The sequence below is a fragment of the Rhodanobacter geophilus genome (genome assembly GCF_040812275.1).
Lineage (GTDB): Bacteria > Pseudomonadota > Gammaproteobacteria > Xanthomonadales > Rhodanobacteraceae > Rhodanobacter_A > Rhodanobacter_A geophilus.
This window is the reverse complement of the sequence record NZ_JBFOHL010000003.1, coordinates 43,314-63,522: the sequence shown is the minus strand read 5'-3', so window position 1 is coordinate 63,522 and position 20,209 is coordinate 43,314. Positions and strand designations below refer to the sequence as shown.

Sequence of the window (20,209 nt, the reverse complement as noted above, 5' to 3'; positions counted from 1 at the left end):
TATAGACGTCTGGACGTCCAAAAGAAAAGGCCCTCGCAAGAGGGCCTTTTCTTCATCAGTTCACGGCATAGAACGTGTGGTCGCCGATGGTGATGCCAGTCTTGTTGCGCGACCATGCGGGTGTCACGGCCGCAGTGGCGAAGTGATCGGCACGTGGCACCAGCATGCGGCGCTGGTTTATCGGCAGTTGCCAGTCGTGGATCGTGCGCCCGGCGATTTCCCACGCCTTGTGGAAGGCCTGGACATTCGCGATCTCGAACGAGCCGGGCGTGGTGGTGGTGGCGAACTGGTGTGGCGCCATCACCACCTGGCATACCGTGTTGCCCCACTGGCCGCGCTCGCGGCGGCGCATCGCCACTTCGGCGACGGCCATCTGGCCGACGGTGGGCTGGCTGCGTGCTTCCAGGTACACCGTGGTCGCCAGGCAGGCCTGGTTCGCGACGGGTTGCGGCATCAGCGTGGTCAGCCACAACAACATGGAAAGTTTCATTGTCTGCCTCCAACGTGCTGTACGCGCAGACGAATGACTTGCCTGACGCGCCGTTGCGGTGGACGGGCGGGCAGGCCGTTCCACCTGGATTGAATCGCACGGCCGAAACTTTGTGGCTGTGCGAATGCCACGGGATTGTGGCGTTCGAGCGGCGGCATCGGTGCCGATCGAGGGATGTTGCCGAGGCGCTGCGCGGCGTTCGTGCCGTGTAGCCTGCAACTTGTTCCGCACTCAGGCGGCCATTCCGTCCGGTGGTCTTCACCGGGTCGCGCCGATACGGAATCTTCCGGTTCGTCGCGTGCTTCGGCAGCCGTGGATGACGGGTGCCGCAATGAAAGGGTTGGCGGAGCCTAACGGCGGATTTTTCTCACGGCAAGTGCCGTGTCGATCCGATTCAACGCACACTCATCTCAAAACATCCACAAAGGTGAACAACTGTTCACGAAACTGCGACGATGTGTGCGCTTCAGTCTTCCCAGCGATGTTGCACGTACAACGTCAGGCCATCGTCGAGTGGCAATGCGGCGTGTTCCGCGCTGTTCGATGCGACGTCGTCGTTCAACACGGCAAGTGCATGGATGTCGTTGCCGTTGACGATGACGTCGAGCAACAGGCCGATGTCGTTGCCGTCGCGATGCAGGATTTCGCCCGGTGTCGCGCTGCGCGTCAGGCGCGCGCTGCACAGGCGTCGCTTGTGGCCGCCACGCCAGTGCAGCCGCGCGACGATTTCCTGGCCGGGATAGCAACCCTTGTCGATCGCCACCGCCTGCAGGCGATGCAGCGACAGCGCGGGCGGCAGCAACGTGTCCAGTGCGGATGCGGGCAGCCAGGGCCAGCCGAGGCGCAACTGCTGCAGTTGCCATGCCGCGTCGCTTTCACCATCGGCAGCGAGGCGCAGGCCGTGCGAACCGCAACCCAGCACGATGCCGCCGGTTTCGATGCGCACGGCATGCAGCGGCAACGAGTCGCCGGTGGCAAGCATTTGCGACGGCGATGTCTGCAGCGTGAGTCGGGAGCGGAACACGTAACGGCGCAGGGCTTCGCCGAGTGCTGCTGCCTCGCCGCCGCGCAGCAGCAGCAGCAGGCGCTGCTCGTCCAGTCGCGCCAGATGGAACAGGGCGCGCACACGGCCCTGCGCATTCAACCATGCACTGAACTGCCATGCCCCGACGGCAAGCGACGGGACGTTGCTGCTGAATTGCGCCTGCGCGAAGGTGAGCGCATCGGGGCCTTCGATCAGCAGGGTTTCGGCGTGGCGGGGAGTGGGCATAGGCGGACCAAGATGTGGTCGACGGCGCCGGAGCGCAAGTCGCCGCGGTGCGAAGCACACGCAACGCTCGCGACGTTCGTCAAGGTTGTGCGGCATTGCGGCAAGTATTAACCTTCCGCCGCTTGTTAACGACCATGTCCGACACCTCACGCTCAACCGAACCCAGGCCAGCTTCCGCTACGGCGGAACCCGAGGCCGTGCCCGTGCAGCCGGCGGGGGAGAAGACGGCGGAGCGACCGGCGCTCGATCCCACCCGCTACGGTGATTGGGAGAAGAACGGGCGCTGCATCGATTTCTGATGCGTCGTGTGGCGGCATTCGTCGTCGTGCGTAGGCGGTTGGGTTTGGCAGACAGCTTCAGCGATTCCACTTCAGGATAGCCGCCATGGCAGATACGCGACGACCGCTCTCCCCGCATCTACAGATCTACAAGTGGCAAGTGCAGATGATGACTTCCATCCTGCATCGCGCCACCGGCATCGCGCTGGCCGTGGGCACGCTGCTCGTCGTCTGGGGGCTGCTTTCGCTGGCCGCAGGCGAGGCGGCCTTCGAGCAGTTCAAGACCTGCATGGGCAGCCCGCTCGGCATCATCCTGCTGGTCGGCTGGAGCTGGTCGCTGTTCTATCACCTGTGCAACGGCATCCGCCATCTGCTGCAGGACACCGGTGCCGGCTATGCCATTCCGCAGTTCGTACGCTCGAGCTGGCTGTCGGTGGTCGTCAGCCTGGTGCTGGTGGTGCTCGTGTGGGGTTACGTGCTGACCGCCGGAGGTGCCGCATGAGCGCGAACGCGAAGGACCTGCGCAATCCGTTGAAGCGCGCGCGGGGTTTCGGCTCCGCGCAGTCGGGCACGGCCCACTGGTGGACGCAGCGCGTTACCGCCGCCGCGCTGATCCTGCTCGGCCTGTGGTTCGTGGCCACGGTGCTCTGTCTCCTGCATGCCGACTACGCCACGGCCAGGGCCGCGGTGGCGAAGCCGTGGAACGCGCTGCTGCTGATCCTGTTCGTGATCACCATGTTCTGGCACGCCGTGCTCGGCCTGCAGGTGGTGGTCGAAGACTACGTGCATACCCGCTGGAAGGAGGTTGTCCTGCTGGTGGCGATCAAGTTCCTCGCGGTGCTGTGCGCGCTCGCGGGCGTGCTGTCCGTTCTGCGCATCGCGCTGGGAGCCTGAGTCCGATGGAAAGCTACAAGATCCAGCAACACAAGTTCGACGTGATCGTGGTCGGGGCCGGCGGCGCGGGCCTGCGCGCCACCTTCGGCCTGGCCGAGAAGGGCCTGAAGACCGCGTGCATCACCAAGGTGTTCCCGACCCGCTCGCACACCGTGGCGGCGCAGGGCGGCATCGCCGCGGCGCTCGGCAACATGGGCGAGGATGACTGGCGCTTCCACTTCTACGACACCATCAAGGGCTCGGACTGGCTGGGCGACCAGGACGCGATCGAGTACATGTGCCGCGAGGCCATTCCCTCGATCTATGAGCTGGAACACTACGGCGTGCCGTTCTCGCGCACCGAGGAAGGCCGCATCTACCAGCGCCCGTTCGGCGGCATGACCACGCACTACGGCAAGGGCACCGCGCAGCGCACCTGCGCCGCCGCCGACCGCACCGGCCACGCCATCCTGCACACGCTGTACCAGCAGGCGCTGGCGCACGACGCCACCTTCTTCATCGAATACTTCGCGATCGACCTGATCTTCGACGACGAAGGCGTCTGCCGCGGCGTGCTGGCGCTGGACATGAACGAGGGCACGCTGCACCTGTTCCGTGGCCAGGCCGTGGTGCTGGCCACCGGCGGCTACGGCCGTGCCTATTTCAGCGCCACCTCGGCGCATACCTGCACCGGCGACGGCGGCGGCATGGTGCTGCGCGCGGGTTTGGCGCTGCAGGACATGGAGTTCGTGCAGTTCCATCCCACCGGCATCTACGGCGCGGGCTGCCTGATCACCGAGGGCGTGCGCGGCGAAGGTGGCTACCTCACCAACTCCGAGGGCGAGCGCTTCATGGAGCGCTACGCACCGAGCGCGAAGGACCTGGCCTCGCGCGACGTGGTCAGCCGCGCCATCACCATCGAGATCCGCGAAGGTCGCGGCGTGGGCGAGCACAAGGACCACGCCTTCCTCAACCTGATGCACCTCGGCCCCGAGGTGATCCACGAGCGCCTGCCGGGCATCGCCGAGTCGGCGCGCATCTTCGCCGGCGTGGACGTCACCAAGGAGCCGATCCCGATCCTGCCCACCGTGCACTACAACATGGGCGGCATCCCGACCAACTACCACGGCGAAGTGGTGCAGAAGAAGGGCGACGACGTGGACGCGGTGGTGCCGGGCCTGTTCGCCATCGGCGAGGCGGCCTGCGTGTCCGTGCACGGAGCGAACCGCCTCGGTTCCAACTCGCTGCTCGATCTCGTGGTGTTCGGCCGCGCGGTGTCGCACCGCTGCGCCGAGCTCATCAAGCCGGGCGCGGCGCACAAGGACCTGCCGGCCAGCGCGCTGGACAAGGCGCTGGCCCGCTTCGACGGGCTGCGCCATGCCGACGGCGAGCTGCCCACCGCGAAGATCCGCCTCGACATGCAGCGCACCATGCAGACCGACGCCGCGGTGTTCCGCACCGGCGAGACGCTGAAGGAAGGCTGCGCAAAGATCGACGCCGTGCATGCCTCGTTCAAGCAGGTGCGCACCAGCGACCGTTCGCTGGTGTGGAACTCCGACCTGATCGAGACGCTGGAACTGGCCAACCTGCTCGACCAGGCCGTGGCCACCATGCATTCGGCCGAGCAGCGGCCGGAAAGCCGCGGCGCCCACGCGCGCGAGGACTTCCCCGACCGCAACGACGCCGAGTGGATGAAGCACACCCTGGTCAAGGTGGACGGGAACGGCAAGACCAGCTTCGACTTCCGTCCGGTGCACATGTACACCTTGACCGACGAGGTCGAGATGGTGCCGCCGAAGAAGCGCGTCTATTGATCGTCCGTAGGAGCGGCTTCAGCCGCGACCGGTATCCGCATCAGGCAGTGATCGGGGCTGAAGCCCCTCCTACATGCAAGATTGAAGGGTTCAGCATATGGCAGAGTTTTCGCTACCCAAGAATTCCAAGATCCAGCCGGGCAAGCACTGGCCGGCGAAGGACGCGAAGAAGCCGCGCACCTTCCGCGTCTATCGCTGGAACCCGGATGACGGCCAGAACCCGCGCATCGACACCTACGAGGTGGACATGGCCGCGTGCGGGCCGATGGTCCTGGACGCGCTGCTGAAGATCAAGAACGAGATCGATCCCACGCTGACCCTGCGCCGCTCCTGCCGCGAGGGCATCTGCGGCTCGTGCGCGATGAACATCGACGGCACCAACACGCTGGCCTGCATCTGCGCGATCGACAAGGTGGCCAAGGGCGACGTGAAGATCTACCCGCTGCCGCACATGCCGGTGGTGAAGGACCTGGTGCCCGACCTCACGCACTTCTACGCGCAGTTCGCCTCGATCAAGCCGTGGTTGCGCACGCAGAGCGCGGCGCCGGACCGCGAGCGCCTGCAGTCGCCGGAAGACCGCAAGAAGCTCGACGGCCTGTACGAGTGCATCCTGTGCGCCTGCTGCTCCACGAGTTGCCCCAGCTACTGGTGGAACGGCGACCGCTACCTCGGCCCGGCGATCCTGCTGCAGGCCTACCGCTGGATCGTGGACAGCCGCGACGAGGACACCGGTGCCCGCCTGGACGACCTGGAAGATCCGTTCAAGCTGTACCGCTGCCACACCATCATGAACTGCGCGCGCACCTGCCCGAAGGGCCTGAACCCGGCCAAGGCGATCGCGGAGGTCAAGAAGCTGATGGTGGAGCGCCGCGCCTGATGTTTTCCCTCTCCCCTCAGGGAGAGGGCAGGGTGGGGGGGCGGGTGCTCGCGGGAAAGTTGATCGAGGAAAGCTTTCGATGATGGAGCGACGCAAGATTGGCCCCTCTCCCCAACCCTCTCCCCGAAGGGGAGAGGGAGCAAACGCGGCGCTGCGCGCCAATGGTCATGGATAAGAGCGGCCGCCTGCGCTGGCGCACCCGCCGCGGCACGCGCGAGCTCGACGCCCTGTTCGGCGGCTGGCTGGACGAAGCCTTCCCGCATGCCGATGAAGCGCAGCAGCAAGCCTTCGACGAACTGCTCGACGTGCAGGACCCCGACCTGTGGGACTGGGTGATGGGCTACGCCAGGGCGCCACGCGCGGACTGGCAGGCGATCATCGATGACATCCGCGCCCGCCATCGGCTTTGAATACCGTCCCTCGCGCTGGTTGCCGCGCCTGCTGTGGGCGCTGACGGTATTGGCGATACTCGCCATCGCCCTGTGCGGATTGCCGGTGGGCCTGAAGTTGCCGCTGGCCGCGCTGGTCGTCCTGCTGGTGTTCCGCGTCGTACGGCGCTGGTCGGCCTCGCCGGTGCACGCGGCGGGCTGGAACGGCGAGGGCGGCTGGAGCCTGCGTCTTGCCGATCACAGCGACGTGCCCGCCATGCTGGCGTCGTTCCGCGTGCTGGGTGCGGTAATCCTGCTGCGGCTGCACGCGCCTTCGCTGGGCGAGCAGGTGCTGCTGCTGGCGCCGGACAACAGCGATGCGGACATCCGCCGCCGCCTGCGCATGCGGCTGGCCATGGTGCAGGCCGGCCCGGCCGTTCCCCGTATCTGAATCGGCGGCGGTCCCGGCACTTCGCGGCGCCTGCGTTGTCTGTGCGAATGCCGGATAATGCCGCTCTCTGCGGGCGAGCCGCCCACTCATCCACCTGCGACCGCCCATGTTCCGACCGCTAGAACTTTTCATCGGCCTGCGCTACACCCGCGCCAAGCGGCGCAACCAGTTCATCTCCTTCATCTCCGGCGTCTCCATCGTCTGCATCTCGATCAGCGTGATCGCGCTGATCACGGTGATGTCGGTGATGAACGGCTTCGACTACCAGATGAAGACGCGCATCCTCGGCGCGATCTCGCACGCGACCATTTCCGGCATCGGCGAGAGCATCGAGGACTGGCCGCGCGCGCTGAAGGTCGCCGAGGCGAATCCGCACGTGAAGGGCGCCGCGCCCTACGTGGAGATCCAGGCCCTGCTGCAGGGCCGGGCGCCCGCGGCGGCGATGGTGCGCGGCATCGATCCCGCGCTGGAACCCAAGGTGGTCGACATCGGCCAGCACATGGTGCACGGCAAGCTCGACGCGCTCACCCCGGGCAGCTGGAACATCGTGCTGGGCCAGGACCTGGCCACCCAGCTCGGCGTGAGCGTGGGCGACCAGGTGGTGCTGGCGGTGCCGGAGTTCCGCGCCACCCCGTTCGGCGGCGTGCCGCGCATGCGTGGCTTCCACGTGGTGGGCACGTTCGCCATGGGCATGGAGCAGTTCGACTCCGGTCTCGCCCTGGTCAACATCCGGGATGCCGAGAAGCTCAACAGCCTCAGCGGCCCCAGCGGCATCCGCCTGAAGCTGGACGACCTGTTCAACGCGCGCCCGGTGGCGCACGAGCTGGCCGACAAGCTGGGCCAGATCTACCAGGTGCAGACCTGGGAGCAGACCAACGCCAACCTGTTCTCCGCGATCTCGATGGAGAAGAAGGTGATGGGCGTCATCCTGTCGCTGATCATCCTGGTGGCGGTGATCAACCTGGTCTCCATGCTGATGATGCTGGTCACCGACAAGCAGGCCGACATCGCGATCCTGCGCACGCTGGGCGCCACGCCGCGCAGCGTGATGGGCATGTTCATGGTGCAGGGCCTGCTGGTCGGCCTGGTCGGCATCGGCTTCGGCGTGGGCCTGGGCTCGCTGCTGTCGTGGAAGCTGCCGGGCATCGTGAAGGTGATCGAGCACGTCTTCCACGTGCAGTTCCTGTCGCCGGACGTGTACTACATCAGCGAGGTGCCCAGCCGGCTGGAACTGCACGACGTGGGCTGGGTGGCCCTGGTCACCTTCGCGTTCTCGCTGCTGGCCACCCTGTATCCCGCGTGGCGCGCCTCGCGCACGCAGCCGGCGCAGGCGCTGCGCTATGAGTGAGAAGAACCCGATGCCGTCGAACGCACCCGTGCTGCGCGCCCACCGCGTGGCCAAGACCTATGCCGAAGGCGACCTGTGCACCGAAGTGCTCACCGACGTCAGCTTCGAGCTGAAGCGCGGCGAGACCATGGCCATCGTGGGTGCCTCCGGCACCGGCAAGAGCACCCTGCTGCACATCCTGGGCGGCCTGGACACGCTCTCCAGCGGCGAAGTGGAAGTGGACGGCCGCCAGCTTTCCAGGCTGTCCGACGCCGAGCGCGGTCGCGTGCGCAACCGTTCGCTGGGCTTCGTCTACCAGTTCCACCACCTGCTGCCCGAGTTCACCGCGCTGGAGAACGTGTGCATGCCGCTGCTGATCCGCGGCACCGCGATCGCCGAGGCGCAGAAGCAGGCCAGTGCGCTGCTGGAACGGGTGGGGCTGGGTGCGCGCGCCCACCACAAGCCGGCCGAGCTCTCCGGTGGCGAGCGCCAGCGCTGCGCGGTGGCGCGCGCGCTGGTCACCCGGCCGGCCTGCGTGCTGGGCGACGAGCCCACCGGCAACCTCGACGAGGGCAACGCGGCCCAGGTCTACGCGCTGATGCTGGAGCTCAATCGCGAGATCGGCACCAGCTTCGTCCTGGTCACCCATGACCACCGCCTTGCGGCGCGGATGGATCGCACCCTGGTGTTGCACGGCGGGGTGTTGCGCGAAAAGCCGCGCGACTGAGGCCGCCGCCTACACGTTTTTCGTCCGGCGCCGCGCCGGCCACGCGCTAGCCTCGACCCGGTCGATCCGGGAGCGGGCAGGGCATGGAGCAGCCACGAGGCAGGTCGTTTGGCGCAACGCAGGCGGCACCGGCGCTGCTGCTTGGCGTGCTGCTGGTGCAATGGTTGCCGGCCTTGCCGCCGCGCTGGTGTCCCGCGCTGCTCCTGCTGCCGGTTGCCGCGGCATTCCGGCGCTGGCCGCGTTGGCGCTTGCTGCTGTGCTGCTGCGCTGGCGTGTTGTGGGCGATGTGGTGCGGCAAGCACGCGATGGATGCGCGCCTGCCGCGCACCCTGGAAGGCCGCGACTTCGTGGTGACCGGACAGATCGACGAGCTGCCGCTGAAGCGCGAGGACGCCACGCGCTTCGCCTTCCTCGCCGAACGCGTCACGCTGGACGGCGGGTCCGTGCCCCTGCATGGCCGGATGATGGTGTCGTGGTACGACGAGGCGCCGTCGCTCCGGCCCTGCGGGCGCTGGCGATTGCTGCTGCGGCTGAAGCGGCCGCGCGGGCTGCTCAACCCCGGCACGGCGGATGGCGAGCGCATGGCCTTGCAGCATCGCATCGTGGCCACCGGCTACGTGCGCGCGGATCCCGGCAATGCATGGCTGGCAGGCAACTGGTGCGTGGATGGCGTGCGTGCGGCGATCTCGCAGGGCATCGCCGAGCGGGTCCGCGACGCGCATGACGCGGCGCTGCTGCAGGCGTTCTCGGTGGGTGACACGCGCGGACTGAGCCAGCACGACTGGGAAGTGGCGCGCGCCAACGGCATCCCGCACCTGATCGCGATCTCCGGCTTCCACGTGGGCGTGGCGGCGGTGTTCGGCGTGTGGCTGGCCGGAGCGCTGTACCTGTTGTGGCCGGGGCTGGCGCTGCGCTTGCCGCGGGTGCAGGCGCAGGCGGCAGGTGCGTTGCTGGTGGCTGCTGTCTACGGCGCGCTGGCCGGTTTCGGCCTGCCTACCGTGCGTACCCTGCTGATGATCGCGGTGGTGGCGCTGGCGCGCTGCGGCCGGCGCGGCGGCCATGGTGCGCAATCGCTGGCGCTGGCCTTGATCGCGATCCTCGCCGTCGATCCGCTGGCGGTGCTGGCCGCGGGGTTCTGGCTGTCATTCATCGGAGTGGCGCTGTTGCTGCTGTGCCTGCAATCGCGCGGGCGCGGCCTGCGCGCCTTCCTGCACGAGCTCGGTGCGGGGCAACTGCTGATGACCGTGTCGCTGCTGCCGCTGACGCTGTGGTTCTTCGGCGAGGCTTCGCTGGTGGGCGCGCTGTCCAACCTGGTCGCGGTGCCGTTCGTGAGCTTCGTGATCGTGCCTTGCGCACTGCTGGGCATGTTGTGCCTGGGCCTGTGCCCGCCGCTGGCCACGCCGGTGCTGCGGCTGGCGGCGCAGCTGGCGCATGCGCAATGGTGGCTGCTGGAACGCATGGCGACCTGGCCGGGCGCGCACTGGCACCTGCCGCAGCTGACGCCGTGGGCACTGCTGCTGGCCACGCTGGGGGCACTGTGGCTGTTCCTGCCGCGCGGCGTGCCGCTGCGTGCGCTGGGTCTGCTGCTGTTCCTGCCGCTGCTGTGGCCGCCGCTGGCCAAGCCGGAAGCGGGGGCGTTCCAGGCCTGGGTGCTGGACGTGGGGCAGGGCTTGTCGGTGCTGCTGCGCACCCGCGAACACAGCCTGCTGTACGACACCGGTGCGCGCTATCCCTCGGGCTTCGACCTGGGCGAGGCGGCGGTGCTGCCCGCGCTCCATGCCCTGGGCATCACCCGGCTGGACACGTTGATGGTGAGCCATGCCGACAACGACCATGCCGGCGGTGTGTCCGCCGTGGTCACGGCGTTTCCGCAGGCGCGCCGCTATGCCGGTGAACCGGAGCGCATGCCAGTGCCGATGTCGGCCTGCCTGACCGGGCAGGCCTGGGAATGGGACGGCGTGCGCTTCCGCGTGCTGAATCCGGCACCCGGCGCGACCGGCAAGGGCAACGACCGCTCCTGCGTGCTGCTGGTGGAGGGCAAGGGCGGCAGCCTGCTGCTCACCGGCGACATCACGGCGAAGGTCGAGCCGCGGGTGGCGGCGGCGCTGGGCGGGAAGACGTCGCCGGTGCTGCTGGTGCCGCACCACGGCAGCAAGACCTCGTCCGGAACGGATTTCATCGCCGCGGTGCGGCCACCGTTCGCCATCGTCTCGGCGGGCTGGCGCAACCGTTTCGGGCATCCGAAGCCGGAGGTGATGGCACGTTACGCGGAGGCTGGCGTGCCGGTATTGGACACGGCCGACAGCGGCGCGATCGGCATCGAGTTTCCTGCCGGCACCCCGGCGCGCGCAAGCGCACGCTGGCGCCTGCGCGATCCGCGCTACTGGCGCGAGCGGCCGTAGCCATGGCGTTCAGGTACTGCCACGCCTGCCACGGAACCGGCCGGGCCGGCTGCTATGATGCGGCCTCTCCGTTTTGAACACCCGCTGGGGACGAACGTGCTCGATATCCTGATGGCTGGCGGTTGGGCGATGCTGCCCATCCTGGTGTGCTCGCTGGTGGCGCTGGCGATCGTGCTGGAGCGGTGCTGGACACTGCGGCGCAAGGCCGTGCTGCCGCCGGGGCTGGGCGAGGAAGTGCGCCAGTGGGCGCGCGCCGGCCAGCTCGACCCGAACCATCTGCAGGCGCTGTCGAACGGTTCGCCGCTGGGCGAGCTGCTGGCCGCGGCGCTGGCGGTGCGCGGGCAGTCGCGCGACATCATCAAGGAGCGCATCGAGGACACCGGCCGCCACGTGGTGCACGAGATGGAGCGCTACCTCAACACGCTGGGCACGATCGCGCTGATCGGCCCGCTGCTGGGCCTGTTCGGCACGGTGATCGGCCTGATCCGCATGTTCATGCAGGTGATGGCCGGCGGCATCGGCGACCCGGCGAAGATGGCCGGCGGCATCGGCGAGGCGCTGATCTGCACCGCCTCCGGTCTCACCGTGGCGATCCCCGCCTACGTGCTGCATCGCTACTTCCGCTCGCGTGTGGCCGGCTACTGCGTGCAGATGGAGAAGCAGGCCACCGCGCTGCTGGACGAGCTCACCCTCACGGCACCCACGGCCGCGCCTGCACGCGCGCGTCGTGCCGCGGCCGTGCCTGCCACACCGGGCGCGGGCTGAAGCGCATGCGCATCGGCAACGACCGCCGCCGGGACGAGTTCGAGATCAACGTGGTGCCGTTGATCGACGTGCTGCTCACCCTGCTGATGTTCTTCGTACTCACCAGCACCTTCATCCAGCACTCGCGCATGCAGGTCACCCTGCCCAATGCCAGCACGCAGGACCGCGACATGAACGCGCCTGCGCTCACCATCATGGTCGACCGCGACGGCCGCTACTGGGTGGGCAGCGACGCGGTGCCGGGCGAGGGCATCGACGCGCTGAAGCAGGTGATAGCGCGCAACGCGAACGGCGACCACGACCGCCCGGTGACGATCCGCGCCGACGCGGTGTCCTCGCACCAGAGCGTGGTGACCGCGATGGATGCGCTGGGCCAGCTCGGCTTCACCCGCCTGTCGATCGCCACCACGCCGACCAAGCCGGGCGAGGCGCAATGAGCGGCGGCAGGACCGCGATCTGGGACGTGCAGACCTGGCGCGTCTACAAGCGCCTGCTCGGATACAGCAAACGCTATTGGGCGGTGGGCCTGGTCGCGCTGGTCGGCATGATCCTGGATGGCGGCGGCCTGGCGGCTTTCACCAAGCTGCTCAAGCCGATGATCGACAATCTGTTCGTGCAGAAGGATCCCTACCTGATCTTCTGGATGCCGATCTGGATCATCGGCATCTTCTTCCTCCGCTCCTGCGGCACGTTCGTCAGCAGCTACGGCATGTCCTACATCGGCCGGCATGTGGTGCAGGCGATCCAGAGCGACGTGTTTGCATCCTACCTGCGCCTGCCGGCGGCGTATTTCGGCAGCGAACCTTCGGGCCAGCAGATCTCGCGTATCACCTACACCAGCGAGCAGGTGGCCTCGGCCTCCAGCGACGCGGCGAAGATCGGGGTGACCGACGGGCTCACCGTGGTCTTCATGTTCTACGTGATGCTGAGCACCAGCGCCTACCTCACGCTTTCCCTGCTGGTGATGGTGCCGGCGATCGCCTTGGTCGCCACCGTGGTGAGCCGGCGCTACCGGCAGATCAGCCGCCGCATCCAGGGGACGATGGGTTCGGTCACCGGCACGGTGGAGGAGGCGGTCGGCGCCAACCGCGAGGTGCGCATCTACGGGGGGCAGGCGCACGAAGCCGGCCGCTTTGACGAAGTGACCCGGCATACCCGTCGCCTCAACCTGAAAATCGCCGCGACCAATGCCGCATCCAGTTCCACCATCCAACTGGTGGCAGCCTTCGCGCTGGCGGTGCTGGTGTTCCTGGGCACCCGGCCGCAGGTACTGAACCAGATGTCGCCGGGCGTGTTCTTCGCCGTGCTCACCGCGATGGGCACGATGCTGCCGTCGCTCAAGCGGCTGACCAACGTGCAGGCCAACATCCAGCGCGGCATGTCGGCGGCGGAGGATCTGTTCGAGATCATCGACCTGCCGCCCGAGACCGACCATGGCGTCCGTGAGCTGGGGCGCACGAAGGGCGACCTGCGTTTCGAGGACGTGCGACTCACCTATGCGCGCAACGAGTTCGAGGCGTTGCGCGGCGTGGACCTGCACTGCGCGCCGGGCACGGTCACCGCCCTGGTGGGTCGTTCCGGCAGTGGCAAGAGCAGCCTGGTCAGCCTGTTGCCGCGCTTCAACGAACCCAGCGGCGGCCGCATCGTGCTGGACGGCGAGGACTACCAGGACTACACGCTCGCCTCGCTGCGCCGGCAGATCGCCTGGGTGGGACAGAGCGTGGTGCTGTTCGACGATACCGTCGCCAACAACATCGCCTACGGCGAGTTGGCCGGCGCCAGCGAGGCCGAGATCGTGGCCGCGGCGGAGGCGGCCAACGCGATGGAGTTCATCGCGCGCCTGCCCAAGGGCATCCACAGCCACATCGGCGAAAGCGGCAACCAGCTCTCCGGCGGCCAGCGCCAGCGCATCGCGATCGCCCGCGCCATCCTCAAGAACGCGCCTATCCTGGTGCTGGACGAGGCCACCAGCGCGCTGGACACCGAATCGGAGCGGCTGATCCAGCAGGCGCTGCAGCAGCTGATGCGCGACCGCACCACCCTGGTGATCGCGCACCGCCTCTCCACCATCGAGGGCGCCGACCAGATCGCGGTGATGGAGCAGGGCCGCATCGTGGAGCGCGGCACCCACGCCGAGCTGCTGGCGCTGGGCGGCCATTACGCCGCGCTGCACCGCATGCAGTTCCATGACGCCAGACTAGGCGCCGACTGAGGCGCACATGGCGCTCGCCGAAACGCTCGAATCAGCCTGGTACGGCAACGGCCGCAGCCCGTGGTGGACATGGCCGCTGGCCGGGCTGTACGGCGCGCTCACCGCATTGCGTCGGGGGTTGTACCGCGCCGGCGCGCTGCGCAGCGTGCGCCTGCCCGTGCCGGTCATCGTGATCGGCAACCTCACGGCGGGTGGAACCGGCAAGACGCCGCTCGCCATCGCGCTGGTGGCGGCGTTGCGCGCGCGCGGCTTCCGCCCCGGCGTGGCGAGTCGCGGCCATGGCGGCAGGCAGCGCGAGCCGATGCTGCTGGGCGAAACGCCCGATCCATCCGAAGTGGGCGACGAGCCCTGCCTGATGGTCGCCTGCGGCGTGCCGGTGGCGATCGGGCGCGACCGGCCTGCGGCAGCGCAACTGCTGGCAGCGAGCGGCTGCAACGTGGTGATCGCCGACGACGGCCTGCAGCACTACCGGCTCGCGCGCGACGTGGAGATCTGTGTGATCGACGGTGCGCGCCGTTTCGGCAACGGCCGACTGTTGCCCGCCGGCCCGCTGCGCGAACCGCTGCGCCGCTTGGCGCGGGTGGACTTGCGCGTGTGCAACGGTGGCACGCCGCAGGTTGACGAGTACCCCATGCAGCTTGCGGGTGGCGACGTGGTGACGCTCGATGGCGTACGGCGGCAACCGCTGCCGGCTTTCGCGGGCCGGCGTGTGCACGCGGTGGCGGCCATCGGCAATCCCGCGCGCTTTTTCGCCAGCCTGCGCGATGCCGGCATCGACGTGATCGAGCATGCGTTTCCCGACCACCACGCCTTCGCCGCCGCCGAACTGGACTTCGGCGACGACCTGCCGGTGCTGATGACCGACAAGGATGCAGTGAAGTGCCGCGGCTTCGCCCAGCCGCAGTGGTGGCGCGTGCCGGTGCGTGCCGAACTGCCCGCGGCGCTGGTCGATGCGGTGATCGCGCGCCTGTCCACGCGCGCGTAGGAGGGGCTTCAGCCGCGATGCCTCCACCACAATCCGCACCGCGGCGTCGCGGCTGAAGCCGCTTCTACAAGGGACGGCCGTCGAGCCAGATCTGCCGTACCAGCGAGCCGCCGATCCAGTAGCACAGCTCGGCAGGCTGCTTCGCGTGCCACGCCACCAGATCGGCGCGCTGGCCCACGGCCAGCGTGCCGCGGTCGGCCAGGCCCAGTGCGCGCGCCGCGTTGACGGTGACGCCGCGCAAGGCTTCCTCCGGCGTAAGCCGGAACAGCGTGCAGGCCAGGTTCGCGGCCAGCCGCAGCGAGAGCAGGGGCGAGGTGCCGGGGTTGCAGTCGGTGGCGATGGCGATGGGCACGCCGTGCGCGCGCAGCGCCGCCACCGGCGGCAGCTGCGTCTCGCGCAGCGCGTAGAACGCGCCGGGCAGCAGCACGGCCACGGTGCCGGCCTGCGCCATCGCGGCGATGCCCGCTTCGCCGAGGTGCTCCAGGTGATCGGCGGAAAGGCCGTCGAAACCTGCCACCAGTGCCGCCCCGCCCTGGTCGGAGAGTTGTTCCGCGTGCAGCTTCACCGGCAGGCCGAGCTGCGTGGCACGCTCGAACAGGCGGCGCGTTTCGGCGGGCGTGAAGGCGATGCGTTCGCAGAACGCATCCACCGCATCGACCAGGCCTTCGTCCGCGAGTGCGGGCAGCATCGTGTCGCACACCAGCGCCACGTAGTCGTCGCGGCGCTCCCGGTATTCCGGCGGCAGCGCGTGCAGGCCGAGGAAGCCGGTGCGCACGCTGATGCCCAGCGACTCGCCGATGCGCCGTGCCACGCGCAGCATGCGGCGTTCGGCTTCGAGGTCCAGCCCGTAGCCGGACTTGATCTCCAGCGTGGTCACGCCGTCGGCGAGCAGGGCGCGGGCGCGCGGCAGCGACTGGGCGAACAGTTCGTCCTCGCTCGTTGCGCGGGTGGCGCGCACGCTGGAGACGATGCCGCCGCCGGCGCTGGCGATGGTCTCGTAGCTGGCGCCGTTGAGGCGCATGTCGAATTCGTTGGCGCGGTTGCCGCCGAACACCAGATGGGTGTGGCAGTCGACCAGGCCCGGCGTGAGCAGCGCGCCGCCGAGATCCTCGACGTGCGTGGCCAGCGCGTCGGCGGGCAGGTCGCGCATCGACCCGATCCAGGCGATGCGCCCGTCGACGCAGGCCAGCGCGCCGTCCCCGATCAATCCGGATGGCGCGTCACCGGCGAAGCTGGCCAGCGTGGCGCGGGTCAGCAGCAGGTCCCAGCGGCGGGCGCTCATGGTTCCGGTTTCTCCGTGGCGGCGTCCGCCGGCATGGCAGGCTCGGCATAGGCACTGGTGGCGCCGGTGGCGGGAGGCGGTGCCGCGGCGGCCGCGCGCATGGCCTGCTGCTGCTCGAAATCGCGCACCATGCGTTCGGCGAAATCCTTGTACACCGGCGTGGGGCTGAAGATCGACGCGGCCGCGCGCGCGAGCAGGCAGGCGGCCATGATCGGTATCACCATCGCCTGGTTGTCGGTCAGTTCCATCGCGATCACCGCCGAGGTGAGCGGCGCGCCGGTGACGCCGGACAGATAGGCGCTCATGCCCAGCAACACCACCGCCGCGGCCGGGGCGTGCGGCAGGAAGTGCGCGATGTTGTGGCCGAGGCCCGCGCCCACCGCCAGCGCCGGCGAGAAGATGCCGCCGGGGATGCCGGCCCAGTACGACACCACGTTGGCGGCGAGCTTGGCGATGCCGAAACTCTCGCCGGGCGTGGTCGCCGCCTCCTGCACGAAGGCACGGGCCTGGTCATAGCCGGTGCCGTACACGCTGCCGTGCGAGAGCACGCCGATCACCGCCAGCGCCAGGCCGCAGCCGGTGGCGAACAGCACGGGGTTGCGCGAGCGCAGTCGCCCGAGCAGTGCCAGCGGGCCGCGGCGGCTGAGCAGGATCAGCCGCGCGAACAGGCCGCCCAGCAGGCCGCAGATCACGCCGCAGAGCAGCACCGCCAGCCAGGCATGGCCCAGCGGCAGATCGGTCTGCACCTCGCCGAAATACGAGTAGTTGCCCATGATGCCCAGCGACACCACGCCGCCCACGAACACGGCGGTGAGCAGCAGGCCGCTGAAGCGGTGCTCGAAGGTGCCGGCCAGTTCCTCGATCGCGAAGATCACTCCGGCCAGCGGCGTGTTGAAGGCGGCGGCAATGCCGGCGGCGCCGCCGGCGAGGATGAAGCGCGAGATCGCCTTCGCATCGGTGAAGCCGAAGCGCCGGCCCAGCGAATAGAACAGCCCCGCACCCACATGCACGGTAGGCCCCTCGCGGCCGATCGAGGCGCCCACGCAGAGCGCGAGCAGGGTCATCGCCATCTTGCTCACCGCCACCGGCAGCGCCAGCATGCGCGCGCGGAAACCTTCGTCTTCCACGTGCAGGGTGGCGATGGCCTGCGGGATGCCGCTGCCGCGCGCGGCACGCAGCCGCCCTTCGGTGGCCCACGACAGCAGGCCGAACACCAGCGGCGTGAGGATCAGCGGTATCCACACGCCATGCGCCAGGATGCGCAGGAACAGCTGGTATGCCCAGGTGCTGGCCTTGGCGAACACGATGGCCGCCAGCGCCACCAGCACCGCGCCGCTCCACAGCGCGATGCGGCGTTTCCACTGGTGCGGCGCGAAGAATTCGTGGCCCAGCACGGCCTGCAGGCGCGGGTTGGATGATTCCGGTGGCGGTTTCGGCGCGGTCATCCCGCGATTATCGCAGAGCGCGCGGCCGCTCCGTCAGCTCGGTTTCGGCAACCAGCGTGTCTCGTACAGGTCGAATCGGCGGTCCTTGAGGTTCTGCACCGCACCGGCGTTGCGGGCGCTGGCCAGGCTTTCCAGGTGCAGGTCGGCGAACAGCACGGTCTCGCTGTTCGGGGTGGAATCGGCGGCGATGCCGTCGCGCGCGAACGGGAAGTCGCTGGGCGTGAGGATGCAGCTCTGCCCGTACTGGATGTCGAAGTTGTTGACGCCGGGCAGGTTGCCCACGTTGCCGGACAGCACCACGTAGCACTGGTTTTCCACCGCACGCGCCTGCGCGCAATAGCGCACGCGCAGGTAGCCCTCGCGCACGTCGGTGCAGAACGGCACGAACAGGATCAGCGCGCCCTGGTCCACCAGGTGCCGCGCCACCTCGGGGAACTCGCTGTCGTAGCAGATCATCACGCCGACCGGGCCGCAGTCGGTCTGCACCGTGGCGGCGCTGTCGCCGCCCGAGACGTTCCAGGTGATGCGCTCGCTGGGCGTGGGATGCAGCTTCTCGCGCTCGTGGATCGAGCCGTCCCGCAGGCACACGTAGCAGACGTTGTGGATGTCGCCGTTGGCCTGCTCGGTGGGGTGGGTGCCGGCGATGATGTTGATGTTGTAGTGCACGGCCAACCGGCCGAACAGCTCCTTCACCTGCGGCGTGTACTGGCTGAGCTTGCGGATCGTCTCGGTGGCCGGCAGCTCGGTGTTCTCGATCGACAGCAGCTGCAGCGTGATCAGTTCGGGGAATACCACGAAGTCCGCGTTGTAGTCGGCGGCGATGTCGGTGAAGTACTCGACCTGGGTGGCGAACTCCCCGAACGAGGCGATGCGCCGCTGCAGGTATTGCACCGAGGCCACGCGCACCGTGGTGGGCAGCTGGCGCGCAGAGGTGGTCGAGGGAATGTCCGGCTGGTCGAGCAGCAACGGGTTGCGCCACACCAGGTGCACCGCCCAGCCCAGCGAATCGTGGTCCGAGGGCACGTAGTTGCGCAGCAGGCCGATCACCTCGAAATCGTTGGCCAGCTGGAAGCTCAGCGTGAGGTCGCGGCGGCGGCCTTCCTGCACCGCCTGCACGTAGGCCTCGGCGCTGCCGCAGCGCTGGATGTTGCGCGCCAGCCCCGGGATGCGCCCGCCGAACACGATGCCGCGCAGCTTCAGGTCCATGCACAGCCGCTTGCGCGCCTGGTACAGGCGCTGGCCGATGCGCATGCGGCGATAGTCGGGATGCACCACCACCTCGATGCCGTACAGCCAGTTGCCGTCGGGCTTGTGGCGCGAGGCCATGCCGTTGGCGGTGATCTGGACCCAGGTGTGCGGCGCCAGCGCGGTGGCCTCGTCGATGCGGAAGGTGGCGCAGTAGCCCACCACCTTGCCCTCGTACTCCACCACGAACTGGCCCTGCGGGAAGTGCGTCTGCTGGGAGCGCAGCATTTCCGCCGAATAGCCGTTTTCCGGCGTGTAGACGCGCGCGGTGAGTTCGGCCAGCGCCGGCACGTCGGCGGGCGCGGCCAGGCGCAAGCGCAATTTCGGAATGCGTTCGCCGGTTTTCCTTGCCATGCGCGCATGCTGCGATGGCTGCGGTGAAGCGGATGCGAGCGTGCCGGCTACAATGTCCGGATGGACACGAACATGCGCATGCGCCACCCGCGGCAGGTGAAGCGATGAACGGCTGGAGCGGTCGGGTCGACCTGCCGGAAGGCCCCGCCACGCGGCGCTGGCACCAGTGGGTGCGCGAGCCCGTGGCCGGCGCCGCCCCCGGCGTGGCGGTGCTGGGTTTCGCCAGCGACGAGGGCGTGCGCCGCAACGGCGGGAGGGTGGGTGCGGCGGAAGGTCCCGCCGCCTTGCGCGCGATGCTCTCCAACCTGCCGCTGCTGGACGACACGCCGCTGTACGACGCGGGCACCGTCGAGGTGGCCGACGGCGACCTCGAAGGCGCGCAGCAGCGCTATGCCGAACGGTTGGCCGCGCTGCTCGACGCCGGCCACCTGCCGGTGGGCCTGGGTGGCGGACACGAGATCGCGTTCGCCACTTATCAGGGCCTGGCGAAGCACCTGGGCCCGCGCCGTCCGCGCGTGGCCATCGTCAACATCGACGCGCATTTCGACCTGCGCCGGCAGGATCGCGGCAGCTCCGGCACGCCGTTCCTGCAGGCCATCGAACACGCGCGGGCGCTGGGCCTGCCGCTGGACTACTGCGTCTACGGCATCAGCGCCTCGGCGAACACGCGCGTGCTGTTCGACACCGCAGGGGAACTCGGCGTGCACCATGTGCGCGACGACGAACTGGGCCTGCTCGACCTGCCTGCACGCATCGCGGAACTGCAGGCGAGGCTGGCGCGCGTCGACGTGGTCTACCAGACCATCTGCCTCGATGCCTTGCCGCATGCGGTGGCGCCCGGCGTCAGCGCTCCCAGCGCACGTGGCGTGCCGCTGGAAGTGGTCGAGCCGCTGCTCGACGCGATCGCCGCCACCGGCAAGCTGAAGGTGCTGGACGTGGCCGAGCTGTCGCCACCGCACGACCGCGACCACGTCACCGCCCGCGTGGCCGCGCGGCTGATCCATCGCGTCACGCATGCAGTCAGGCGCCAGCAAGCTGCCTGAA

20 protein-coding genes are annotated in these 20,209 nt (G+C 68.8%); 15 read left to right on the top strand and 5 right to left on the bottom strand.

The annotated features are described in order from the left end of the window. Positions 1–55 precede the first annotated feature (55 nt). Positions 56–490 (bottom strand): cell wall hydrolase, encoded by a 435-nt coding sequence (locus ABQJ56_RS04415; protein ID WP_367843776.1) that lies wholly within the window; start codon positions 488–490, stop codon positions 56–58. A gap of 466 nt (positions 491–956) precedes the next feature. Continuing rightward, positions 957–1,760, bottom strand: a complete 804-nt coding sequence (gene ygfZ, locus ABQJ56_RS04410) for a CAF17-like 4Fe-4S cluster assembly/insertion protein YgfZ (RefSeq protein ID WP_367843775.1) — start codon at positions 1,758–1,760, stop codon at positions 957–959. A gap of 134 nt (positions 1,761–1,894) precedes the next feature. On the opposite strand from ygfZ, the gene ABQJ56_RS04405 reads away from it, so the two are divergent. The 14 genes from ABQJ56_RS04405 to lpxK all read left to right on the top strand — a co-directional run bounded on the left by ABQJ56_RS04405 (position 1,895) and on the right by lpxK (position 14,839). Continuing rightward, positions 1,895–2,059 carry a DUF1674 domain-containing protein gene (locus ABQJ56_RS04405; protein ID WP_367843774.1) on the top strand — a complete coding sequence of 55 codons (165 nt, stop codon included), beginning with the start codon at positions 1,895–1,897 and terminating at the stop codon, positions 2,057–2,059. 85 nt (positions 2,060–2,144) lie between these two features. Then, positions 2,145–2,540, top strand: a complete 396-nt coding sequence (sdhC, locus tag ABQJ56_RS04400) for a succinate dehydrogenase, cytochrome b556 subunit (RefSeq protein ID WP_367843773.1) — start codon at positions 2,145–2,147, stop codon at positions 2,538–2,540. Next, positions 2,537–2,932, top strand: a complete 396-nt coding sequence (gene sdhD / locus ABQJ56_RS04395; protein ID WP_367843772.1) for a succinate dehydrogenase, hydrophobic membrane anchor protein — start codon at positions 2,537–2,539, stop codon at positions 2,930–2,932. The genes sdhC and sdhD overlap by 4 nt, the downstream gene beginning before the upstream one ends. 5 nt (positions 2,933–2,937) lie before the next feature. Continuing rightward, positions 2,938–4,725, top strand: coding sequence for a succinate dehydrogenase flavoprotein subunit (gene sdhA, locus ABQJ56_RS04390; protein WP_367843771.1), 1,788 nt, complete (start codon positions 2,938–2,940; stop codon positions 4,723–4,725). 97 nt (positions 4,726–4,822) lie between these two features. After that, positions 4,823–5,602 carry a succinate dehydrogenase iron-sulfur subunit gene (locus tag ABQJ56_RS04385; RefSeq protein WP_367843770.1) on the top strand — a complete coding sequence of 260 codons (780 nt, stop codon included), beginning with the start codon at positions 4,823–4,825 and terminating at the stop codon, positions 5,600–5,602. 167 nt (positions 5,603–5,769) lie between these two features. Continuing rightward, the gene (locus ABQJ56_RS04380; RefSeq protein WP_367843769.1) at positions 5,770–6,012 is read left to right on the top strand and encodes an FAD assembly factor SdhE; all 243 of its coding nucleotides are present in this window, start codon (positions 5,770–5,772) and stop codon (positions 6,010–6,012) included. Further along, positions 5,984–6,421, top strand: coding sequence for a hypothetical protein (locus ABQJ56_RS04375; protein ID WP_367843768.1), 438 nt, complete (start codon positions 5,984–5,986; stop codon positions 6,419–6,421). Before ABQJ56_RS04380 ends, ABQJ56_RS04375 begins: the two co-directional genes overlap by 29 nt. Before the next feature lie 106 nt (positions 6,422–6,527). Beyond that, positions 6,528–7,769, top strand: coding sequence for a lipoprotein-releasing ABC transporter permease subunit (locus tag ABQJ56_RS04370; protein WP_367843767.1), 1,242 nt, complete (start codon positions 6,528–6,530; stop codon positions 7,767–7,769). Next, a complete protein-coding gene (gene lolD, locus ABQJ56_RS04365) occupies positions 7,762–8,475 on the top strand; it encodes a lipoprotein-releasing ABC transporter ATP-binding protein LolD (protein WP_367843766.1) in 714 nt (237 codons plus the stop codon). The genes ABQJ56_RS04370 and lolD overlap by 8 nt, the downstream gene beginning before the upstream one ends. An 83-nt stretch (positions 8,476–8,558) precedes the next feature. Next, positions 8,559–10,877: a DNA internalization-related competence protein ComEC/Rec2 gene (locus ABQJ56_RS04360; RefSeq protein WP_367843765.1), complete on the top strand. Its 2,319-nt coding sequence runs from the start codon at positions 8,559–8,561 to the stop codon at positions 10,875–10,877. Between the two features lie 96 nt (positions 10,878–10,973). Beyond that, a complete protein-coding gene (locus ABQJ56_RS04355) occupies positions 10,974–11,642 on the top strand; it encodes a MotA/TolQ/ExbB proton channel family protein (protein ID WP_367843764.1) in 669 nt (222 codons plus the stop codon). Positions 11,643–11,647: 5 nt separating this feature from the next. Continuing rightward, the gene (locus ABQJ56_RS04350) at positions 11,648–12,079 is read left to right on the top strand and encodes an ExbD/TolR family protein (protein WP_367843763.1); all 432 of its coding nucleotides are present in this window, start codon (positions 11,648–11,650) and stop codon (positions 12,077–12,079) included. Beyond that, complete coding sequence (gene msbA / locus ABQJ56_RS04345) at positions 12,076–13,854, top strand: lipid A export permease/ATP-binding protein MsbA (RefSeq protein WP_367843762.1); 1,779 nt, start codon at positions 12,076–12,078, stop codon at positions 13,852–13,854. Before ABQJ56_RS04350 ends, msbA begins: the two co-directional genes overlap by 4 nt. Positions 13,855–13,861: 7 nt before the next feature. Further along, complete coding sequence (gene lpxK, locus ABQJ56_RS04340) at positions 13,862–14,839, top strand: tetraacyldisaccharide 4'-kinase (RefSeq protein WP_367843761.1); 978 nt, start codon at positions 13,862–13,864, stop codon at positions 14,837–14,839. Positions 14,840–14,903: 64 nt separating this feature from the next. Here the strand turns inward: lpxK and hutI are convergent, their stop codons facing one another. The 3 genes from hutI to ABQJ56_RS04325 are packed head-to-tail and all read right to left on the bottom strand — an operon-like array spanning position 14,904 to position 19,165. Further along, the gene (gene hutI / locus ABQJ56_RS04335; RefSeq protein ID WP_367843760.1) at positions 14,904–16,121 is read right to left on the bottom strand and encodes an imidazolonepropionase; all 1,218 of its coding nucleotides are present in this window, start codon (positions 16,119–16,121) and stop codon (positions 14,904–14,906) included. Then, positions 16,118–17,566 carry a chloride channel protein gene (locus ABQJ56_RS04330; protein WP_367843759.1) on the bottom strand — a complete coding sequence of 483 codons (1,449 nt, stop codon included), beginning with the start codon at positions 17,564–17,566 and terminating at the stop codon, positions 16,118–16,120. The genes hutI and ABQJ56_RS04330 overlap by 4 nt, the downstream gene beginning before the upstream one ends. 33 nt (positions 17,567–17,599) lie before the next feature. After that, the gene (locus tag ABQJ56_RS04325) at positions 17,600–19,165 is read right to left on the bottom strand and encodes a GNAT family N-acetyltransferase (RefSeq protein ID WP_367843758.1); all 1,566 of its coding nucleotides are present in this window, start codon (positions 19,163–19,165) and stop codon (positions 17,600–17,602) included. 104 nt (positions 19,166–19,269) lie between these two features. Here ABQJ56_RS04325 and hutG point away from each other — a divergent pair, with 104 nt between their 5' ends. Then, positions 19,270–20,208, top strand: coding sequence for a formimidoylglutamase (gene hutG / locus ABQJ56_RS04320; protein WP_367843757.1), 939 nt, complete (start codon positions 19,270–19,272; stop codon positions 20,206–20,208). The last annotated feature ends 1 nt before the right edge of the window (position 20,209 follow it).